The organism is Streptomyces sp. NPDC111516 (assembly GCF_055635345.1).
In genome coordinates this window covers 19,586-36,684 of sequence record NZ_JBVKBV010000032.1, presented here as the reverse complement: position 1 = coordinate 36,684, position 17,099 = coordinate 19,586, and the positions used below count along the sequence as shown (strand labels likewise).

Annotated in this window: 14 protein-coding genes, 1 pseudogene and 1 CRISPR repeat array; of the genes and pseudogenes, 7 read left to right on the top strand and 8 right to left on the bottom strand. The window is 69.0% G+C overall.

The features are described 5' to 3' along the window. Positions 1-232: 232 nt before the first annotated feature. The 4 genes from ACZ7L9_RS34620 to ACZ7L9_RS34605 form a co-directional block, all read right to left on the bottom strand. A complete protein-coding gene (locus ACZ7L9_RS34620) occupies positions 233-991 on the bottom strand; it encodes a GNAT family N-acetyltransferase (RefSeq protein ID WP_471421523.1) in 759 nt (252 codons plus the stop codon). Between the two features lie 193 nt (positions 992-1,184). After that, on the bottom strand, positions 1,185-1,391 hold the full coding sequence (locus tag ACZ7L9_RS34615; RefSeq protein ID WP_471421504.1) for a hypothetical protein: 207 nt from the start codon (positions 1,389-1,391) through the stop codon (positions 1,185-1,187). A gap of 512 nt (positions 1,392-1,903) precedes the next feature. Then, positions 1,904-2,278 carry a DUF4267 domain-containing protein gene (locus ACZ7L9_RS34610; RefSeq protein ID WP_471421503.1) on the bottom strand — a complete coding sequence of 125 codons (375 nt, stop codon included), beginning with the start codon at positions 2,276-2,278 and terminating at the stop codon, positions 1,904-1,906. A gap of 66 nt (positions 2,279-2,344) precedes the next feature. After that, positions 2,345-3,253 (bottom strand): NADP-dependent oxidoreductase, encoded by a 909-nt coding sequence (locus ACZ7L9_RS34605; protein WP_471421502.1) that lies wholly within the window; start codon positions 3,251-3,253, stop codon positions 2,345-2,347. Between the two features lie 150 nt (positions 3,254-3,403). On the opposite strand from ACZ7L9_RS34605, the gene ACZ7L9_RS34600 reads away from it, so the two are divergent. Beyond that, positions 3,404-3,856 (top strand): winged helix-turn-helix transcriptional regulator, encoded by a 453-nt coding sequence (locus ACZ7L9_RS34600; RefSeq protein ID WP_471421501.1) that lies wholly within the window; start codon positions 3,404-3,406, stop codon positions 3,854-3,856. A 479-nt stretch (positions 3,857-4,335) separates the two neighbouring features. Here ACZ7L9_RS34600 and ACZ7L9_RS34595 read toward each other — a convergent pair whose 3' ends face one another. Together ACZ7L9_RS34595 and ACZ7L9_RS34590 are read right to left on the bottom strand one after the other, a co-directional pair. Continuing rightward, positions 4,336-4,464, bottom strand: coding sequence for a hypothetical protein (locus ACZ7L9_RS34595; protein WP_471421500.1), 129 nt, complete (start codon positions 4,462-4,464; stop codon positions 4,336-4,338). Then, the gene (locus ACZ7L9_RS34590; protein WP_471421499.1) at positions 4,461-4,727 is read right to left on the bottom strand and encodes a hypothetical protein; all 267 of its coding nucleotides are present in this window, start codon (positions 4,725-4,727) and stop codon (positions 4,461-4,463) included. Before ACZ7L9_RS34590 ends, ACZ7L9_RS34595 begins: the two co-directional genes overlap by 4 nt. A 178-nt stretch (positions 4,728-4,905) precedes the next feature. On the opposite strand from ACZ7L9_RS34590, the gene ACZ7L9_RS34585 reads away from it, so the two are divergent. The 4 genes and pseudogenes from ACZ7L9_RS34585 to ACZ7L9_RS34570 all read left to right on the top strand — a co-directional run bounded on the left by ACZ7L9_RS34585 (position 4,906) and on the right by ACZ7L9_RS34570 (position 7,807). Next, a complete protein-coding gene (locus tag ACZ7L9_RS34585) occupies positions 4,906-6,159 on the top strand; it encodes a hypothetical protein (RefSeq protein ID WP_471421498.1) in 1,254 nt (417 codons plus the stop codon). A 378-nt stretch (positions 6,160-6,537) separates the two neighbouring features. After that, positions 6,538-7,320 carry a class I SAM-dependent methyltransferase gene (locus ACZ7L9_RS34580; RefSeq protein ID WP_471421497.1) on the top strand — a complete coding sequence of 261 codons (783 nt, stop codon included), beginning with the start codon at positions 6,538-6,540 and terminating at the stop codon, positions 7,318-7,320. Next, positions 7,317-7,512, top strand: a pseudogene (locus ACZ7L9_RS34575) (IS1380 family transposase); the annotation flags it as partial. The gene ACZ7L9_RS34580 and the pseudogene ACZ7L9_RS34575, both read left to right, overlap by 4 nt. Positions 7,513-7,645: 133 nt before the next feature. Further along, positions 7,646-7,807 carry a hypothetical protein gene (locus ACZ7L9_RS34570; protein ID WP_471421496.1) on the top strand — a complete coding sequence of 54 codons (162 nt, stop codon included), beginning with the start codon at positions 7,646-7,648 and terminating at the stop codon, positions 7,805-7,807. 397 nt (positions 7,808-8,204) lie between these two features. Here the strand turns inward: ACZ7L9_RS34570 and ACZ7L9_RS34565 are convergent, their stop codons facing one another. Further along, positions 8,205-8,477, bottom strand: a complete 273-nt coding sequence (locus ACZ7L9_RS34565) for a DUF6225 family protein (protein ID WP_471421495.1) — start codon at positions 8,475-8,477, stop codon at positions 8,205-8,207. A 304-nt stretch (positions 8,478-8,781) separates the two neighbouring features. Continuing rightward, positions 8,782-9,604: direct repeats of the CRISPR family, unit length 29 nt; unit sequence GGGACCATCCCCGCGGGTGCGGGGAGCAG. 800 nt (positions 9,605-10,404) lie between these two features. Between ACZ7L9_RS34565 and ACZ7L9_RS34560 the strand changes: the two genes are divergently transcribed. Beyond that, a complete protein-coding gene (locus ACZ7L9_RS34560) occupies positions 10,405-11,367 on the top strand; it encodes an alpha/beta hydrolase family protein (protein ID WP_471421494.1) in 963 nt (320 codons plus the stop codon). Further along, positions 11,364-15,845 (top strand): AAA family ATPase, encoded by a 4,482-nt coding sequence (locus tag ACZ7L9_RS34555; RefSeq protein ID WP_471421493.1) that lies wholly within the window; start codon positions 11,364-11,366, stop codon positions 15,843-15,845. Before ACZ7L9_RS34560 ends, ACZ7L9_RS34555 begins: the two co-directional genes overlap by 4 nt. 465 nt (positions 15,846-16,310) lie before the next feature. Here the strand turns inward: ACZ7L9_RS34555 and ACZ7L9_RS34550 are convergent, their stop codons facing one another. Then, a complete protein-coding gene (locus tag ACZ7L9_RS34550) occupies positions 16,311-17,087 on the bottom strand; it encodes an HD domain-containing protein (RefSeq protein ID WP_471421492.1) in 777 nt (258 codons plus the stop codon). Positions 17,088-17,099: the final 12 nt, after the last annotated feature.

Here is a 17,099-nt window from a genome sequence, read left to right as displayed (position 1 = left end):
TCACAAAATGGGAGTCCGATCAGCTCGCGGCGTCTGGTGCGTGCGATCGCAAGGCGCTGGAAGGTCCTTGTAGCGGAGCTACTAGGGCGTTTCGGTAACGCAGCGAGCGTGCGTGCCAGGCGTCGCGAGCCGGACGCCCATTTTGTGAGCTCCTCTAAGAAGCAGTGAGACATCGGAGCTCGGAGGCGACGACGGGTGGCCGCCCTCGAGCGGGTCTATGTAGTCAGGGCCGCTATTCCTCGGGCAGCGAGAGGTAGAGGCGGGTGCCTTGCGGCCGGTAACCAACGCGCTCGTAGACGCGACGGGAGCCCTCGCCGGAGTACTCCAGCCACACCGAGCCGGTTCCCTGGGCGAACATGGCTTCGGTCAGCGCGGCGGTCACAGCGGCGGCGATGCCGCGGCCGCGGTGGGCCGGGCGGGTGCCGACGCCGGACAGTTCGGCGGTGTCTTCGGTGGGCGGGGAGCAGGACGCTCCGCCGGCGCAGCCGCCCTCCGGGGTGCGGACGAAGCGGACCGCCCCGCCGCCTTGCTGGGTGCGCCGCAGCCGGGCGGCACCCTGAGTGGAGGATGCGAAGACGCCGCCGAATGCCTCGGCGAGCGCGGCATCGAGCGCGGCGTACTCTTCGTCGGTGGCTGGGGTCTCCACATGCGGCGCGTCGGCGGAGTGAGGGGCCGTCAGCGTGCTTGGGACGCAGACGAGGTACTCGTGTACCGCCTCGGTGCCGAAGCCCGCTGCCCGTAGCGCCGGTGCCACGCCGGGCGCGGCCTCCGGTGCGAACTCCAGTCGCGGCAGCAGGCCGCGATCCCGGAAGACCCTGATCAGGGCCGTCACGTCAGCCTCGGTCGGCTCGGCGCCAGGCAGCGGGGTCGCGTAGTTGAGGTACGGGCTGTCGGTGTCGGGGTTGAAGCCCGCGACGAAGCCGCCCATCTCAACGACCACGGGGCGGCGGCGGAGGTTGGCGACGGCAAAGCTCTGGACCTGGATGTCCATGGTGGGTGTTGACCTCACGAAGTCTCAGGGTGAGCCCAAGGCGAACTCAGGTGAACTTGGGCGGAGAAGAGTGACGGTGCTCGGGCACTGCATCATGGGGCCGCCGTGCGTAACGGACGTGGCAGAAGGAGACCGCTGACCGCTGGGGAGCGGGCTGCTCAGTGCCGACGGCGGCCGCTTTGGGACGCCGAGATCATTGGCTGTCGTTCCTCACCGTGAGTGGGTCTGCAAGATCACAGAGCGCATGCCACTCTTCCACGGTCGGCAAGGGCGGGCAAGCAATTTCGTTGTCCTTGGCCGCGGTGACGGTTCGGCAGGCGATGTCGCGGAAGGGCGGCATGCCGAGGTTGACGGTGGTGCCCTTTCCGTTCCGCGCGTCGAGCTGGGCGAGTTTCTGCACGGCTCCGGCGAGGCTGACCTTGAGTCCTTCGACCTCTCCGAGCCAGACACCAAGCAAAGGAACTGGCCACTGCTCGAACAGGACCGTGGACCAAGGACCTGGACACAGCCTTCTACGTCGCGCTGTTCCTGCGCGCTGCCCAGCACTCGATCCGACGCGGCTGCCCCATCGTCTGCACCTGAGACCCATCTTCGGTCCCACTGGTTTCCCAGCGGAGATCACTCATCGTGCACGCGTCACGGAAATCGAGCCAGAACCCGAGATTGAGCAGCAGTTGTTGGGCACTTCCGACAGCACCCCGAAGGGCCGCCTATTCGAACGCCTTGATCGCTGCCCACCGGAAGAGATCTTGTCGCGTGAGGGCGTAGTTCCGGAATACTCGACGACCCCGGTTGCGTTCGCAGCCGGGGTCGTTGTCGAGGTGGAAGGAATATTGGCGAGCCTGCTGCGGGAAGCCCCCGCGGAACACGCCCTACGGAGCCTCGTAGTCAGGATCGGATCTCGATGGGGGATCAGACCAGGAGGCAGGTGCCGGTCACCAGCATCACCGCCGACGTCGCGGCGTGGACGCCGTAGGCGGTGGCCTTCGGCCCGCCGCTGCGCAGCACGACCAGCGCGTCTCCGGCGGGTACCGCGGCGAACACCAGCAGGTACCAACCCAGCACCGACGAGGTCGCGGTGAGCATCAGAGCGAAGACGAAAGCCCCGGGCGCGATCTCCCGCAGACCCTTCACTCGCAGCCAGGGACGGAGCCCGGGGTCGTCGACCGGTGCGTCGGGGATGCCGAAACCGGAGAGGCCCTGCGGCCTCGTGATGGCGCTCCCGCCCATGAGGATGAGGCCTGCGCCGAGGAGGCCGGCGACAACGGTGGCGATGGTGGTGAGCATCAGCTGTCCTGTCTGTCGAGGGAATCGTTATTGACGAAGCGGTTGTTGCGCGTTCGTGTCGCGCTGTCAGGGGACGAGGACGATCCGGCCGCGGACGCCGCCCTTCGCCATCGCCTGGTATGCGTCGGCCGCCTCGTCGAGCGGCGCAACGGCGTGGACGCGAGCCGGCAGCTCTCCCGCCGCGACCCGCGCGAGCAAGCCGGCGAGCAGCGGACCGTCGGGACGGGCGAAGATGACCTCGACGGTGATGCCGCGCTCCTCGGGGAGCCTCGCAGCGGGCTGCACGCCGACGAAACGGCCGCCGTCACGCGCCGCCCGGAGGGCGGGCTCCTGCAGGGCTCCGGCGTCGGCAACGGCGTCCCAGCCCTGGCCGAGGTCGGTGGCGAAGTCGACGCCCAGGCCCCGGACGAACGGCTCGTCGGCCGCTCGGGCCAGCCCGGTCACCTGCCAGCCGCTGTCCTGGGCGAGCACGGCGACGTGCGCGCCCACCACACCAGCCGCGCCGGTCACCAGCAGGCGCCGAGCCTGGCTCGGCGCCTCGCCGAGGAGGTCGACGAGCTGGGCTGCGGCGGTGGCGTTGAGCGGCACCGTCGCAGCCGCGGCCAGGTCGACTCCGTCCGGAACGACGGCGACGTTCGCGGCGAGGACGAGGACGTGCTCGGCGTGGGACCCGTGGTCGCGGTCGAAACCGTCGAGGAACCCGGCGACACGGGTGCCGACCGGCAGCTCGACGCCGGGGCCGGCGGCCTCGACGGTGCCGGCGAAGTCCCAGCCGAGACCGGTCCAGTACGGCTGGTGGACCATGCCGAGCTGGTGGAAGACGCCCGCGGCCACGCCCAGGTCGACCGGGTTGATCGCTGCTGCGGCGATCTTGACGCGGATCTCCTGCGGCCCCGGCTCGGCCACCGGCACGTCGACGGTCTCGATCGACTTGGGACCGGACGGAACGCGGACCACAGCTCGCCGAGAGGTCATCTGATCCATCGTCATCTACTCCTTCATGGAGGACTTTTGTGGGGTCTTGCCATCCCTGTGCTGCAGCACCAGCATGGAAGAGCCCTGTTTCCAGGGGGAAGTAGGCACCTTGAAGTAAGTAAGTCACCGAGCTGAGGAGATGACTGACTGATGGCGACCAGCACCGCATCCGAGCGGCGGGCCGTGGCCAAGCGGGAGTACGACGCGTTCCTCGCGGTCTGTCCCAGCCGCCAGCTCCTGGAGCGAATCTCCGACAAGTGGGTCGCCCTTGTGCTCGCCGCGCTCGGCGGGGACGGCCCGCGTCCTGGGGAGACCACCGTCGACGAACCGCAGCCCATGCGCTTCTCCGAGCTGTCACGCCGGATCTCGGGCGTGAGCCAGAAGATGCTGACGCAGACATTGCGCGCACTTGAGCGCGACGGGATGGTGACCAGGACCGTGACCCCCACGGTGCCCGTCACCGTCAGTTACGAGCTGACCGATCTCGGCCGCTCGCTCCAGGGAGTCATGCGGGGAATCAAGGAATGGGCGGAGGGCCACATGGAGGAGGTCCTCACCCATCGCGACGGCTACGACCACAGGCAATGCGACGCCGCCGGCTGATTCGAAGGCCTCGATCCCTCGATCAGACCGATGACGCCCAGGACGGGAAAAACGGGGCTCGTCCAACTCCCCGCGCCCTACTTTGCGGCTGATGTCTGGGCTGGGACCCCGGGGCCATCGCGACGAGCGCGGCCGGCGCCAGCGGGACGCCGGCGCGCTGCTGCGGGGGTCACGTCCAGCTGCGGGGTGCTGAACGTGCCGGCGGCTTCCAGCACTGACGCGAGTATGCGCTCCCAGTACTTGAAAATCGAACAGTGGTGGTTCGGGGTGCTGTCGGAAGTGTTGAACAACTACTGCTGGCTCCGTAGATGACAAGGAGCAGCGTTTCTCGACGGGTTCGGGAGGCATTGGCAGACGTCAAGCGGCCGGAATGTCGATGAGTGCCGGCGGCACTCGCCAATGGCGACACGGCCGACCGTTGTCTGCGCCTGAGTCGAGCCGAGATCAAAGACGCGAGATCAAAGACGCTGGCTACGGGTCTAGGAGGCGGGGTGGACCAGCTGCGCCGCCGCCCGCCAGCCCTTGGTGGGGGATCGCCTCCCGTACTCGTCGACACCGTGGTCGGTGCAGAACGGGCGCCTCCCGAACACTTCGAGAAGTGACTTCACAGCTGCTCGATAAAGCCACTGGTCTCCAGGTCCAGGTAGCGGGCGAAGCCGAGGTTGTACCAGCCCTGGGCCGGGTGGACGACACGCTGGTGGGCCCGGCGGGCTGCTTCGAACCACCGCTGCGCGTCGGCTGTGCCCAAGGCGTCCACGACGATCCCGCAGAACGAGGCCACTCGCTGCCCGGCCTCGGGCCAGCCACCGGCGGACGAGCCGAAGCGCTTGCCCAGCTCCTGGTCGAAGCGGAAGCCGAAGTCGTACGTCACCCGCCCACTCGTACCTCGGCGGCCCGGATCCCGAACGGTCGGCACGCGGCACGACGTCCAGGGAACGCCCGTACGGCCCGTCCTGCCACCGGCGTTGCGCTCCATCAGAACGACGTCACGTCGATGAGTCCGAGACCCGGGCGGCTGTCGACCGGGCCCAGGCATGGGGGGAGGACCAGTGAGCGCGGCTGGTGCGCCTGCCGTCGCACTTTCCGCACCGACGAAGGCCACGAAGAAGTCGTGGGAGACGTGGCTGCGTGCCCACATCGATCCCGTGTGGCGGCCGGGGGAGTGGGACGGCGCCAGATGGCTGTTCACCGGAGACCTCGACAACCCGCGCACCTCGTCCTCCCGGTGCCGCACTCGGCGCTGCGACGTGATCGTGCGTGCTCAGGAGACGTTCTGTACCTACTGCTCGGACCAGCGCAGAAAGAGTGGTCTGCCGCGGGAAGAGTTCGCCGCCACTTTCATCCCCGCTCGTTCCAGATCCCTGCCGTTGACGGTCGTCGGGCCGTGCACGCTCACCCGGGACGGCGTGCGGTGCGTACGGCCCCAGGTATCGGGAGGCCTGTGCGCGGCTCACGACAACTCCCGTAAGTACCACGCGGCAAGGGGCACGTTCGAACGCTGGCTCCGTGAGCGCGCTATGCCCTTCACCGACGTGCCCGTCTGCATGGTCGCCGACTGTGCCGGCGCATCCATGAATTCCCGGGGACTGTGCAACTATCACTGGCGTGCCTGGAGGGCAGAATGCCGCTCCAGCACCGCCCCCGTCCCTGCTGCGCAGTTGGCGCCGGGGCAGCCGCTGTATCTGCTGGCGCACCAGTTCCATCTCGCCCCGTTGCCCGAGCTGCTGCGCTGGGAAGTGCTCTACGCCGTGCAGCAGATGGACCAGTGGGTACGTGCCCTGGAACCTCACTGGATCCGCGGCGTGATCAGACACCTCACCACGGCCGACACTCTTCTGGACGCCACCAACACGGCCCGGCTCGCCAAGCCGCATCAGTCTGCCGTCCGCACAGTGGAGAACCTGCAGTCCGCCGCCCGCGCCGGATACAGCGAGTTCTCCGGGATCACCCTCATCGACCAGGACGTCATCGATCTGCGCGTCCTCGGGCTGCACCACAGCGCCTCCGGCAAGCGCCGGCAGCTGCCCGGCCGCGTCGATCTCCGCACCTCAAGTGCCTCGGCCTGTTCCCGGATCCACGCTCCGACGTCGGATTTCTCCGAACCCGAGTCCACCAGCATGATCACCAAGACAACCGCCGCCACGGCAAGCGGGCCGACGACGACCGCGAGGACGACTGTGGGGAGCGCGTCCCGGCCCGGGAACAGCGCTGCGCCACCCACGGCGACCCCGGCCAGCAGCAGCTTGATCCAGGCCTTTCCCCGCCGGAACCGGGCGGATTGGTCCCGGAGGACATGCGCGTAGTTACGTCCTCCCCGTGTCGCGATGGCTGCTTGGGGCGACACCTCATATCCGAACTGCCGTGCCTGCCGCGGCTCCTGCATAGATCCCCCGATCCGTGGCCGTCGCCATGCCTCGGTCCAGTTCCTGCGTCTACAATCCTGCCGCTCAATCCCCACCGGCACTAGCCTCGCGCTTTCGTGAAGCGGGCGGTCCGGCAGCTGGTCGGCTCAGTGAAAAGCGCGTCTGACCTGCAAGAACACGGATTGTCAAGGCCCTCGTTCCCGCACCAACCGGAGGCACTTCTCAGGTGAGCGCGAGCCTAGTAGCGTTATCGGGCGGGCGCCGCCGAAGCGGTGAGGCGGGGTAGCCGACCGCCAGCAGCACCGATACGGTAACCGCGTGGACAGCGACGACGAACGGCTGCTTCACGCCTCGGCGTTCGGCGCAGCGGCGGTCGCATACGACGAGCACCGTCCGGACTACGCGCAGGCCGCGGTGCGCTGGGCGCTCGAGCCCGCGCCCGGCCCGCGCGTGCTCGACCTCGGTGCCGGAACCGGCAAGCTAACCGCCACGCTGGTCGCGCTGGGTGCCGAAGTCATCGCGGTCGAGCCCGACCCGGCGATGCTGACCGAGCTGCGCCGCTCGCTGTCGGCTGTCCGTGCCCTGCCGGGTAGCGCCGAGGCAATACCGCTCCCGGACGCTTCCGTCGATGCCGTGCTGGCCGGAAACGCCATGCATTGGTTCGACATGGCCGTCGCGGGACCCGAGATCGCCAGGGTCCTCGCACCCAGCGGCATCCTGGCCGGCCTGTGGAACGTCATGGACGACCAGGTCGAGTGGGTTGCCGGGCTCGCACGGGTCAGCGGGAGCGCGGCCATCGGCCCGCGTGACACGCCCACCAGCTGGCGCGCCGAGACGACCAACGCGCACCTTCCAAAGAATGGCGTGGCCGCCCGGTTCGGCTTGCCGGAGCAGGCCGAGTTCCCGCACGGGCAGCGCCGCACCGCCGACTCTCTCGTCGCGACCATCGCGACGCGCGCGGGGTTGCTGGTCATGCCAGAACAGGAACAAGAAGCCACGCTGGGCCGGATCCGCGCTTTCCTTGCGAGTCGACCGGAGACAGCCCGCGGCGAGTTCACTCTCCCGATGCTGACCGGCGTGCTGCGCGTCCGGCGGCTGTGAAGGTCTCACAGGCCGGCGGGGTGCTGCTGGTGGAGACGGTCCGGCGCACCGGCCTCGGCCTGGACGCCGCGATCTCGGCGGGCCTGAAGCCGTGGCGCAAGCCCCGGGCGGTGCAAGATCCTGCTCGAACTCGCCCTGGCGGTCGTGCTGGGCGGGGACTGCCTGTCTGACGTGGCGATGCTGCGGGCCGAGTCCGAACCGCCTCGGCCACCCAGACCGCCTTGGCGATCAAACCGGGGCCGCGTGCAACCGGGCGCGGAGCATCCTGGCCAACGCCGGGAGTCAGACGGCCGCCAAGTGGCATCCCATTCACGGGAAGGTCGACGTGCCGGTCGGCTACGGAACCATCCTGCTGACCGCGGCGCGTGACGAGTTCCGGCAGGCCGACCAGAACCTTCCGCCGAAGCAAAAGAAGTCGCACATGTCGATTCCGCACTACAACGCGATCCACAGCGCGGCGAAGACGATGGGCATCGACAGGTGGTGACGTGGCGGACGCGCTGCTCCTGCAGGTGACCGGTTGGACGGACGAGGAACGTGAGACGGGAGCGATGCTGGTCACTGAGATCGACGCCTACCGTCCCGGCGCCGCGCCGCGCCGAGTACGGGCCCAGGCCCGGCGCAGGTGGGACTGGCTGGGGAACGTGACGAAGTCCCTTCCCCCCGCGGGGGGAAGGGACTTCGTGAGCGAGCGCTGGGCAGGCCTTGCACCTGCATTTCCCCGCAGGAAGCGGGGCGTCGTTCCTTGGACCACCAACGCAGATCTGTCACCGTGATCTGCGGCGAACTGCCAAGATCAACTATAGCGCACGCAGGCCGTCGGCCGGCCCCGGCCAACGCGCGACGGATACTGCTGGCGTTCTTCCGAGCGACACCGCGGCCGGTCAGTCCAGACGGTCGTACGCGCCCGGCTCCCAGTCGGCGAACAACGTCAGCGCCTCCGCTGTCTCGGTACGCTCCGGCGCCGTGGAAGTGGCCGGCCACCAGTTCTCCACCTGATGTGCGTCCACGAGAACGAAGTCCCGGTATCCCGCGAAGTCACCGGGATCGCCTGCCACGCCGACATGTATGGGTGCGTCATCGGGCAGGTCCTTGAGGGCGTCGCGGAGCTGCGCGGCGTTCCAGACCTGCGGGGCGTGCTCAAAGACGTCGGTCACGGGCACAGAGTGCCGGAACAGGCCGTGTTGCTGGTGGAGACACTGCTGCGTCGCGGGCCAGAGCGCACTGATCCGGGGCGCGTGGCCGGGGTGAAGAACGCATCACCGGGTGGTGAACCGAACCCGGCCGACGGACACGGTACCGTCAGCTGGCGTCGGGCAGGTCGGGCAGGTCGGGCAGGTCGGGGAGGTTGAACAGGCTTTGCGCCTGGCGGTCGTTCTTCTCGCGCTGCGCGGTTCCCCAGGGCCAGGGCCACAGGGGTTCGTCGGCGGTGGGGTAGGGGCAGACGAGGTGGCCGTTTCTAGGACCATCCCCGCGGGTGCGGGGAGCAGTGCTGGCGCTACTGTCCCGCATGGCGAGGACGGGGACCATCCCCGCGAGTGCGGGGAGCAGGCTGCCGACGCCCTCTCTCCCGTGGCCGCGCCGGGACCATCCCCGCGGGTGCGGGGAGCAGGTCAGCAATTGGGTTCTCGCCCACCTGGAACAGGGACCATCCCCGCGGGTGCGGGGAGCAGGTTGCGTGAGGTCTTGCGGGGAACTTGTGAAGGGGACCATCCCCGCGGGTGCGGGGAGCAGAGGACCGAGTGGACGCTGCGACGCTCGGCGCCGGGACCATCCCCGCGGGTGCGGGGAGCAGGGCCACGGACTCGATCACGACACCCTTCGACGGGGGACCATCCCCGCGGGTGCGGGGAGCAGACGACCTGCAGCGCCACGCGAACCGCTTCACCGGGACCATCCCCGCGGGTGCGGGGAGCAGGGCAGAACCGTGGTACCTGCCGCGTAGATCAGGGGACCATCCCCGCGGGTGCGGGGAGCAGTGCCCGGCGAAGAGGGAGGCCGACGCCCGGAAGGGACCATCCCCGCGGGTGCGGGGAGCAGATCGCGTCGTACTGGGCCCTGGGCCAGGGGTCGGGACCATCCCCGCGGGTGCGGGGAGCAGCGTACGTCCGGGCTGAGCGGGGTGGTTCCCTCGGGACCATCCCCGCGGGTGCGGGGAGCAGGGAGGCGGCGGCCTCCAAGGAGTGCCCGCCGAGGGACCATCCCCGCGGGTGCGGGGAGCAGAGGCCGTAGCGGGCGCGGACGGTGTCGACCTCGGGACCATCCCCGCGGTTGCGGGGAGCAGGCCACGTAGATCAGGTACCGGTTCCGCTCGGGGGGACCATCCCTCCCGCGGGTGCGGGGAGCAGCGCCCACGATTCCGGCGGAGATCCACGACGCCGGGACCATTCCCGCGGGTGCGGGGAGCAGGCCGCGACTATGCGGGGAGCAGTGATAGATGCCCGACTGCGTCTCCTCGGCGATGGGGACATTCCCGCGGGCGCGGGGAATAGCGGAACCGTTCCCGAGTACATCACTCCGGACAGGGACCATCCCCGCGGGTGCGGGGAACAGGACCGGCGGTTGGTGTCCAGGAACTTTGCGTCGGGACTATCCCCGCAGGTGCGGGGAGCAGAGCCCCTTCAAACCCCCGGGCCAGGGCACGCTGGGCCCATCCCCGCGGGTGCAGGGAGCAGTCCAGCAGGAAGATGTCCATGGTGGCGCGGAAGGGACCATCCCCACGGTTGTGGGAGCAGATTTCGCCAGCGGCCTTGACTCAGATGACGAGGGGACCATCCCCACGTGTGCGGGGAGCAGACGAGGGCATCGATGGTGAGCTGGTACTCCTGGGGGCCATTCCCGCGGGTGCGGGGAGCAGGCGTGGCAGGTCAGGCGGCAGGTCGTACATGCGGGACCATCCCCGCGGGTGCGGGATGCACAGCATCTGTGCGTTTATGGCGAAGTAGCCGCCGGGGTCATCCCCCGTTCAGGGAGAAGGGCGAGGTGCGATGTATGTGCTCAGTGGGTCTGGGAAAGGCTACAGATCGGAGCCCGCTGACTTCATCGCCGCAGGTGCAGCAGCCACACGGTAGCACTCCGCCCTAAATGCGGCCCCTGTCGGTGCGAGGGCAAGCCCGTCGAGCACAGTCGCACTACTCTCGTTGCCTGACCAAACGGCATGTAGGTGGGGGAATCACGGTTGTGGCGCGCATCGTTGGGGTACACGGCATTCGGCAGTCGAGGACGTCGGGGGCACGGCTGACATCCGAATGGGGCAAGGCGATCAACCGCGGTCTCGACGGGATCAAGCGGCCGGGGATCGCTACGGGCGACCTGGAACTGCCCCATTGGACAAGCCTCCTGGCACGAGGGGCGGACCGCCTCGGGCCCGAGGACGATCCCTTCGACACCACGGTGCCCTTGAGCGAGGAGGAAGCCGAGTTCGTCGCCGGGGCACTCGAGGAAGTCGTCCACGGGGAATACCTGGCACGTGTCGAGGAACTGGATCTGCAGACACTGGGTTTGCCACGGCTCTGGCCCGCCCGTCTGACTCGTCTGGTGATGGCATACGACCAGCGCTTTCCCCGGGGCGGAGGCAAGCTCTTCGTGTCTGCGATGCGGGAGGTGCGGTTCTACCTGTACGAGCCGGAGCTCGCCGCACGGGTCCGGACCCTGGTCGCCGAGGCCTTCGGCGAGGACACGTTCGTAGTCGTAGGACACTCGTTGGGCAGCGTGATCGCCTACGACCTGCTGTGCCGGGGCGAGATCCCTCCGAATGGGATGGCCCGGGTGCGCACGCTTGTGACATGCGGTTCCCCGTTGGCAATCCCCTCGGTACGGCGTGGGCTGGGCATCGCCGACGGCGAGCCTCTGAAGCTGCCTGGTGACATCGAGTGGGTCAACGCCTTCGATCCCGGAGACTTCATCACCGGAGGCCGGGGCCTGAACGGCACGTCGTCGGGAATTACGGACGCAGAAGTCCGCAACGGCCTGGTTGATCCGCACAAGGCCCTGACCTACCTGCGAACCGCTGCGGTCGCTCGCGCCATTGCCGGCGACGTGCGGTGAGCCAGTCGGCTGCTCCCGAGTGGGGCACCAAGCGTCTCGTCGAGATCGCAATCTCGGAGTACGACGATGGCGACTACAGCACACCGGACGACCAGGAGAACTTCAGGAGAGGCATCGAGGCCCAAGTGGCCGTCGTCGAGGAGTGGTGGGCCGACGGCACAATCGACGAGGAGCGTCGCTTCGACCCGGTGAGGCCCAAGAATCTGCGCACGGTTCACGATCTGCGCTGCTTCCTGGATGAGGAGAAGCTGGAGGACGCGGACGACGACGAAGTCCTCGTCGTCTACATTACGGGTCACGGCGTGAGCCGTAACTCCGAAGTCCACTTCCTGCTTCTGCCCGACTCCGACCGGGACCGGGTCCTGAGCACTGCCTTCCAGACCGCCGATCTGGTCACGGCTGTCCTGGACTCCCGCGCCACACATGTCCTCGTGATGGTCGACTCATGCTTCTCGGGAGTGCTGCGCAAGGATTTGAGTCGGCGACTCGCAGCCCTCAACGACGAGCGACGCGGTCTGCACTCTCTTGTCGTCCTGGCTTCGGCAAGTGAGTACACGTCACCCCGCCTGGGGGAGTTCTCCGGCCTCCTGCAGGCGATGATGGACCACTTCAGGGACGAAGCCGCCGGGTACGCACTTCCGCATCTCAGCTTCCAGAACTTCTTTGCCGCCATGACCACGGTCTTCGAGCCCTCGTTCATGGCCAACGTTCAAACCCTGTGGCCGGAAGAGGAGTCGCCGCAGCGGAACAAAGACCACCAGCAGCCCAGCCCCTGTCTTCCCAACCCGGGATACAAGCCGCAGTCCGCCCTCGTGGGCAAGGCCCGCAGCGCCGTGGCGTGGAGTCCCGCCGAGTTGGACTCGTACTGGCGCTCCCGCGCTTCCGGTCAGCCCTCCCATGGCGGGGCCGACTGGTATTTCACCGGTCGGGCAGCGCAGGTACGACGCATCACCGAGTTCCTCGCGGGGGAGGAGAGCACGCTCATCGTCACCGGTGAGGCCGGCTCAGGAAAGTCAGCTCTGCTCGCCCGGGCGGTCACCCTCAGCGATCGGCAGTTCAGGGAGAACGAGACTTACCGCACTTTCATCGACCAGATACCGTCCGACCTCCTCGTGCCGGAGGGATCCGTCGACGCCGCGGTGCTCGCCCGCAACGCAGACGCCGACGAGCTGACAGCAGCGCTGTACACCGCACTCACCGGTCACCCGCCCTCGAGGCACCAAGGGTTCAGCCCGCTCGACCAGCTTCTCGACCGCGCGCTGAACACCGTCCGCCGCGAGGACCGGCCCCTGACGATCGTCATCGACGGGATCGACGAGGCGAAGAATCCCACGAGGATCATCACCGACCTCGTCCGCCCGCTGGCCGAGCAGTGGACGGACGACGGTCAGCCCGTCGTCCGGATGCTTCTGGGTATCCGCAGCGCGCACGCAGGAGCAGAGGGCCGACTGCGTCCTGCGCAGGACCGGACATCGGACCTGCTGAACCTGCTGGTCCGCTCCACAGACTCCGGCGAACCCCTGCGGACGGACGCCGGTACCACAGAGGACATCGCCGCGTACACGCGCTCGCTGCTGGGAGACCTGTTCGAGCGTGACGATGCCTTGGCCCATCCGGACGCCCGCAGACTGGACGAGCTCGCGGCCGTCGTGGCGGAGGAGGTGGCGCCCTCATTCCTGGACGCCCGCCTCGCCGCCGAGGCACTCCACATAAGCGGCCGGCTCCCGAACCCGGACGATCCGGAATGGCGGCATACCCTGCGTCAGGGGACACAGGAACTGCTGCGGCAGGACCTGGAGGAGGTGCAGAGCAACACCGGCCTGCCAGCAGAGCTGGTCGTCCAAGCGCTGCGGGCCACGGCACTTGCCCAAGGAGCAGGTCTGCCGTGGGCCGAAGTGTGGCCGTGTGCGCTGGCGGCTCTGGCGGAAGACGACGCCCTCGCTCCTGAGACGGTGATCCGACAGGTACAACTGACCCGGCTGGCCGGATATCTGACGAAAGGCGTCGAGGACGGCAGGTTCGTCTATCGGCCCATTCACGCACGCATCAGCGACGTGCTGCGTGCGACTCCGCATGTCCTCCTCGGTGACGCCACGACATCCAGGCCGCTCGAGGCGGCTGGGGCGGATGCCGTCGGGGAAGATCATCGGCGGCTGGCCATTGCCTTCAGCAACCTGCAGGAGGCGAAGAACGGCCCGCCGCATCCGTACCTGTGTCACCATCTCGTGCAGCACGCGGCAGCCGGAGGCGTGCTGAACGACCGCGTCGTCACCGAGAAGTTCCTCCCCTACGAGACGAGCGGGAACGTGCGGGGGGCGCTCGGGCTTCTGTCAGAGCACGCCGAGGACACGACGTGCCTTTTCGCGTGGACGCGGATCGAACCCTTCCTGGCCGACGCACCGCCCCTCGCACGTGCGGAGAGCCTGCGCTTCTCGCTGTGGGAGCCGGATGGTGTCCGTCGTCCGCGTACGCCCACGACCGGCGGTTCGGTCCCGGGGAATCTCCAGCCGCGCTGGAAGGACCTCGCAGTGCCGGGCAATGTCCTGGCAAGGTCGGACACGGACGTCCGCTCTCTCGTGTCCTTCACCCTGCGGGACGGCACATCGCTGGTCGCCGTGGGCGGCGACGACGGCACCGTGCAGGTGTGGGATCCCTCCACCGTGACTGCCCTCGGCCCACCGATTCAGGGGCCGGGCCCATCGGTGCGGGCTCTGGCCGTGGTACCGCACCTGTCCGGCGAGCCTTTGGTGGCCGTGGGCGGCGACGACGGCGCGTGGACGTGCGACCCGCTGAGCGGCCGGTACGCACAACTGCCGGTCACGGCATCCGTGCACTGCATGGCCTCGTACACCGACAGGGACGGGAGAGCGCTGCTAGCGATCGGTACGTCGGGCGGTCTCGTCCTGTGCGATCCCCTGACCGAGACCGTCCTGGCTGCCGACGCGGCAACCAGGAACGTCCCGGTGAACGCACTCGCCGTCCTGGAGCTTCCCGGAGGCCGCACGCTCCTCGCCGTGCACAGCGCGGACGCCGTCGCCGTTCTCGACGGCGTCTCCCTCGAACCGGTGTGCACGGTGCCAGGGCTGGGGCAGGACGTCTCCGCACTCGCAATGATCGACGAAGGACATGGCAGCCCCTTGCTCGCTGTGGCTACGAGAACGCCGGGTCGTGGGGTCAGATTCTGGGATGCCCTGGCCGGTACGGAACGACCACACCGCACGATCTGGCAGGCCGCATCCGTACTGACGCCCTACCAGCAGCCGGGCTCCCGCACCCTGCTCGCGCTCGGCTGCGACGACGGCGCCGTGCAGCTGTGGGATCCCGAAACGGGGGAGGAGACCTGCCGGTTCCCCACCGACCACACGAGCGAAGTGACCGGGCTCGCCGTCGTACAGGGCCCCGAGGGAGTCGAGGTTCTGGTCTCCGGCTCGCTCGACCGGACCGTTCGTGTCTGGAACGCCGAGGCATGGAAGCGGCGAACCGTGCGGCCGCGCTCCAGGTCCGTCGGGGGAACGCTGCTCGCGGTGTTGCCCGGCAGCCCCGGGCCGGCCCAGCTCGTCTCGGTCGGCCCCGACCGGAACCTCGTCGTGCGATCGGCCGACACCGGCGAGGTCACGAGCACCATCGACCTGCCCCGCACAGGAGTCGACGGCCCGGTGACGGCCCTCGCCACGCACACAGCGCCGGACGGCTTCACAACGGTCGTCGTCGGACTGCCGGACGGAACAGTCGGCTGCTGGAGCAGTGAGTGGGTGACGATGAACGCCTGGACGTCGACAGAGGACTGTCCCACTGCGTTCACTGCCTTTGCCGACGGCGCACGGACCGTACTGGCTGTGGGGACGAGCCGCGGCTCGATCGCGTACTGCGACCTGGCCACCGGCGAGGTTCTGGGGTGGCGTCACGGTGGGGGAAGCGGGGGGCCCATCCGCGCGCTGGCGCACCTGCCCCTGGCCACGGGCGGCGTTCTGGCTGTCGCCGCCGATCAAGACGTCCTGCTGTGCCGCCCCTTGCGGGCGCCGCATGACGAATGGCCGGGCCGGATCGGCGCTGTGGAGTCCCTTGCCGTCTGTCCGGGGGACAGGGAGGACGAGTGGTATCTGGCCGCCGGGGGAACGGATGGCAGAGTTCACCTGTGGGCACCGGACACTCCGGGGAAGGAGGCGTTCACGCTCTCGGCCGGGCACGACGGGCCGGTATCCGCCCTCGGTATCGTCCGGCCGCCCGACTCCGGTCCTCTGATCGTCAGCGCCGGCCTGAGCGATACCACTTTGCGCCTCTGGGACTTCCACACAGGCGAAGAAGTGATGCGGCTGGTCACCGCGGCCTCCCTGACGTCCCTCGGAGTACTGCCGTCCTGCAGCGTCCGAGGGGCCTCGCAGCCCCTGGTTGCCTTCGGCGGCCCCGCCGGGACTGCCGCGGTGACGCTTCGTCTGCGCCAGACCGCGGAGGCCGCGGGACAGAGCGCGGCCGATTGAGCCTGTGCCAAGCAGGCTGTCGCGGGTCGGGGCCCAGATGAGACTGGGCACCCGCTTCGTGCTGATGCGGACGGACACAGTTTGTCTGCCGACTGCCGACCGGTTGTCGGCCTGCCCCGTCCGTGCGGGCGGGGCAGGCTGTGGACCTGAGGAGCACGACCGAGCCGTCGACGGGCATCGGGTGTGTTCTCTCCGGTCGCGACCGGGTCCCGTGCCTGGCGCGGCACCTCTACTGCATGAACTGTCCCGCCGCTGCGATGATCGCCACGACGAGTGCGCCGACGGCAACCGCGTTTCCGTGGGCGGAGCAACGAGAAAGACCTGGTCACTGAGCACCGCGCCCACTACGATCGGCTCGCCGTAGCTAGCCGCGCTCCATTCGCTCCGCGTCTGCGGAGATGGCCCTTGTGGCGACTGAAGCGGCATCAGCCCCGCTGCGTGGGGACCACAGCCGCCCGGCGGCTGTCAGCCGGTCACCCTGATCCGTGCTACCGCCTCCCGTGCGTTCAGCCGTGCTCCGTCCGACACTGCCTCCCACGTGTCGTGAGGGGAGGCGAAGCCACGGGAGGCGTCCCCACGGGCCAGCCCGCTGCTCTGGGCGACAAGGCCGCTGAAGACTGTCAGGCGCGCGGGATCCGTCGGCCGGATCAGGGTTGGAAGGCTCCGTGCGTCGAGCCCTACGTGGCGGGCAACGGCGTCCACCAGGAGGGCGCGGACCGCGTCCCAAGCGGGGCCGCCGGTCGCCCGGTAGGCCTTGGCGACGTTGTCGGCGTGGAGGACGTCCGTGCCATGCCGGTTGAGGGCGTACGCCACCGCGTAGAGGCCCTGGTGTTCTATGGTTCGGCAGCGCTCGCCGTCGACGTGGTCCGCGCAGTCGCATCCCGTCAGCCGCGGCAGTACCGCCGCCGTGATGTGCTCAGGATCCGCGTGGCGGACCCGGGCCCCGGCCGGTGGCAGCGGCAGGCCTGCGTGCAGCGCCTGCTCCTGCCAGTCGGCTCGGGCCTTTTCGAGTGCGGGGGAGGGGCGCAGCCCCGCGCCGAACGAGACCATGTGCGACGGGCAGGCGTGGCCGAGGCGGCTGACCCCTGCCAGGAATCCAGCCGCCAGGCGGGCGTTCTGCTCGTCCTTGGCCGCGAAGCCCTCCGTGACGTCGGCCCGTTGTCCCGGGCTCAGCACCTGGTCCCACAGTTCGAGCATGATGGCGCCTGCGGTGACCATCTCGACGACGAGCGGATGCCACACGGGTCCGTCCCC

Excerpts from the sequence above, each read along its gene's own strand:
- ACZ7L9_RS34600 (WP_471421501.1), top strand. The coding sequence starts at position 3,404 with ATGGCGACCAGCACCGCATCCGAGCGGCGGGCCGTGGCCAAGCGGGAG.
- ACZ7L9_RS34610 (WP_471421503.1), bottom strand. The coding sequence starts at position 2,278 with ATGCTCACCACCATCGCCACCGTTGTCGCCGGCCTCCTCGGCGCAGGC.
- ACZ7L9_RS34560 (WP_471421494.1), top strand. The coding sequence starts at position 10,405 with ATGCGGCCCCTGTCGGTGCGAGGGCAAGCCCGTCGAGCACAGTCGCAC.
- ACZ7L9_RS34620 (WP_471421523.1), bottom strand. The coding sequence starts at position 991 with ATGGACATCCAGGTCCAGAGCTTTGCCGTCGCCAACCTCCGCCGCCGC.
- ACZ7L9_RS34605 (WP_471421502.1), bottom strand. The coding sequence starts at position 3,253 with ATGACCTCTCGGCGAGCTGTGGTCCGCGTTCCGTCCGGTCCCAAGTCG.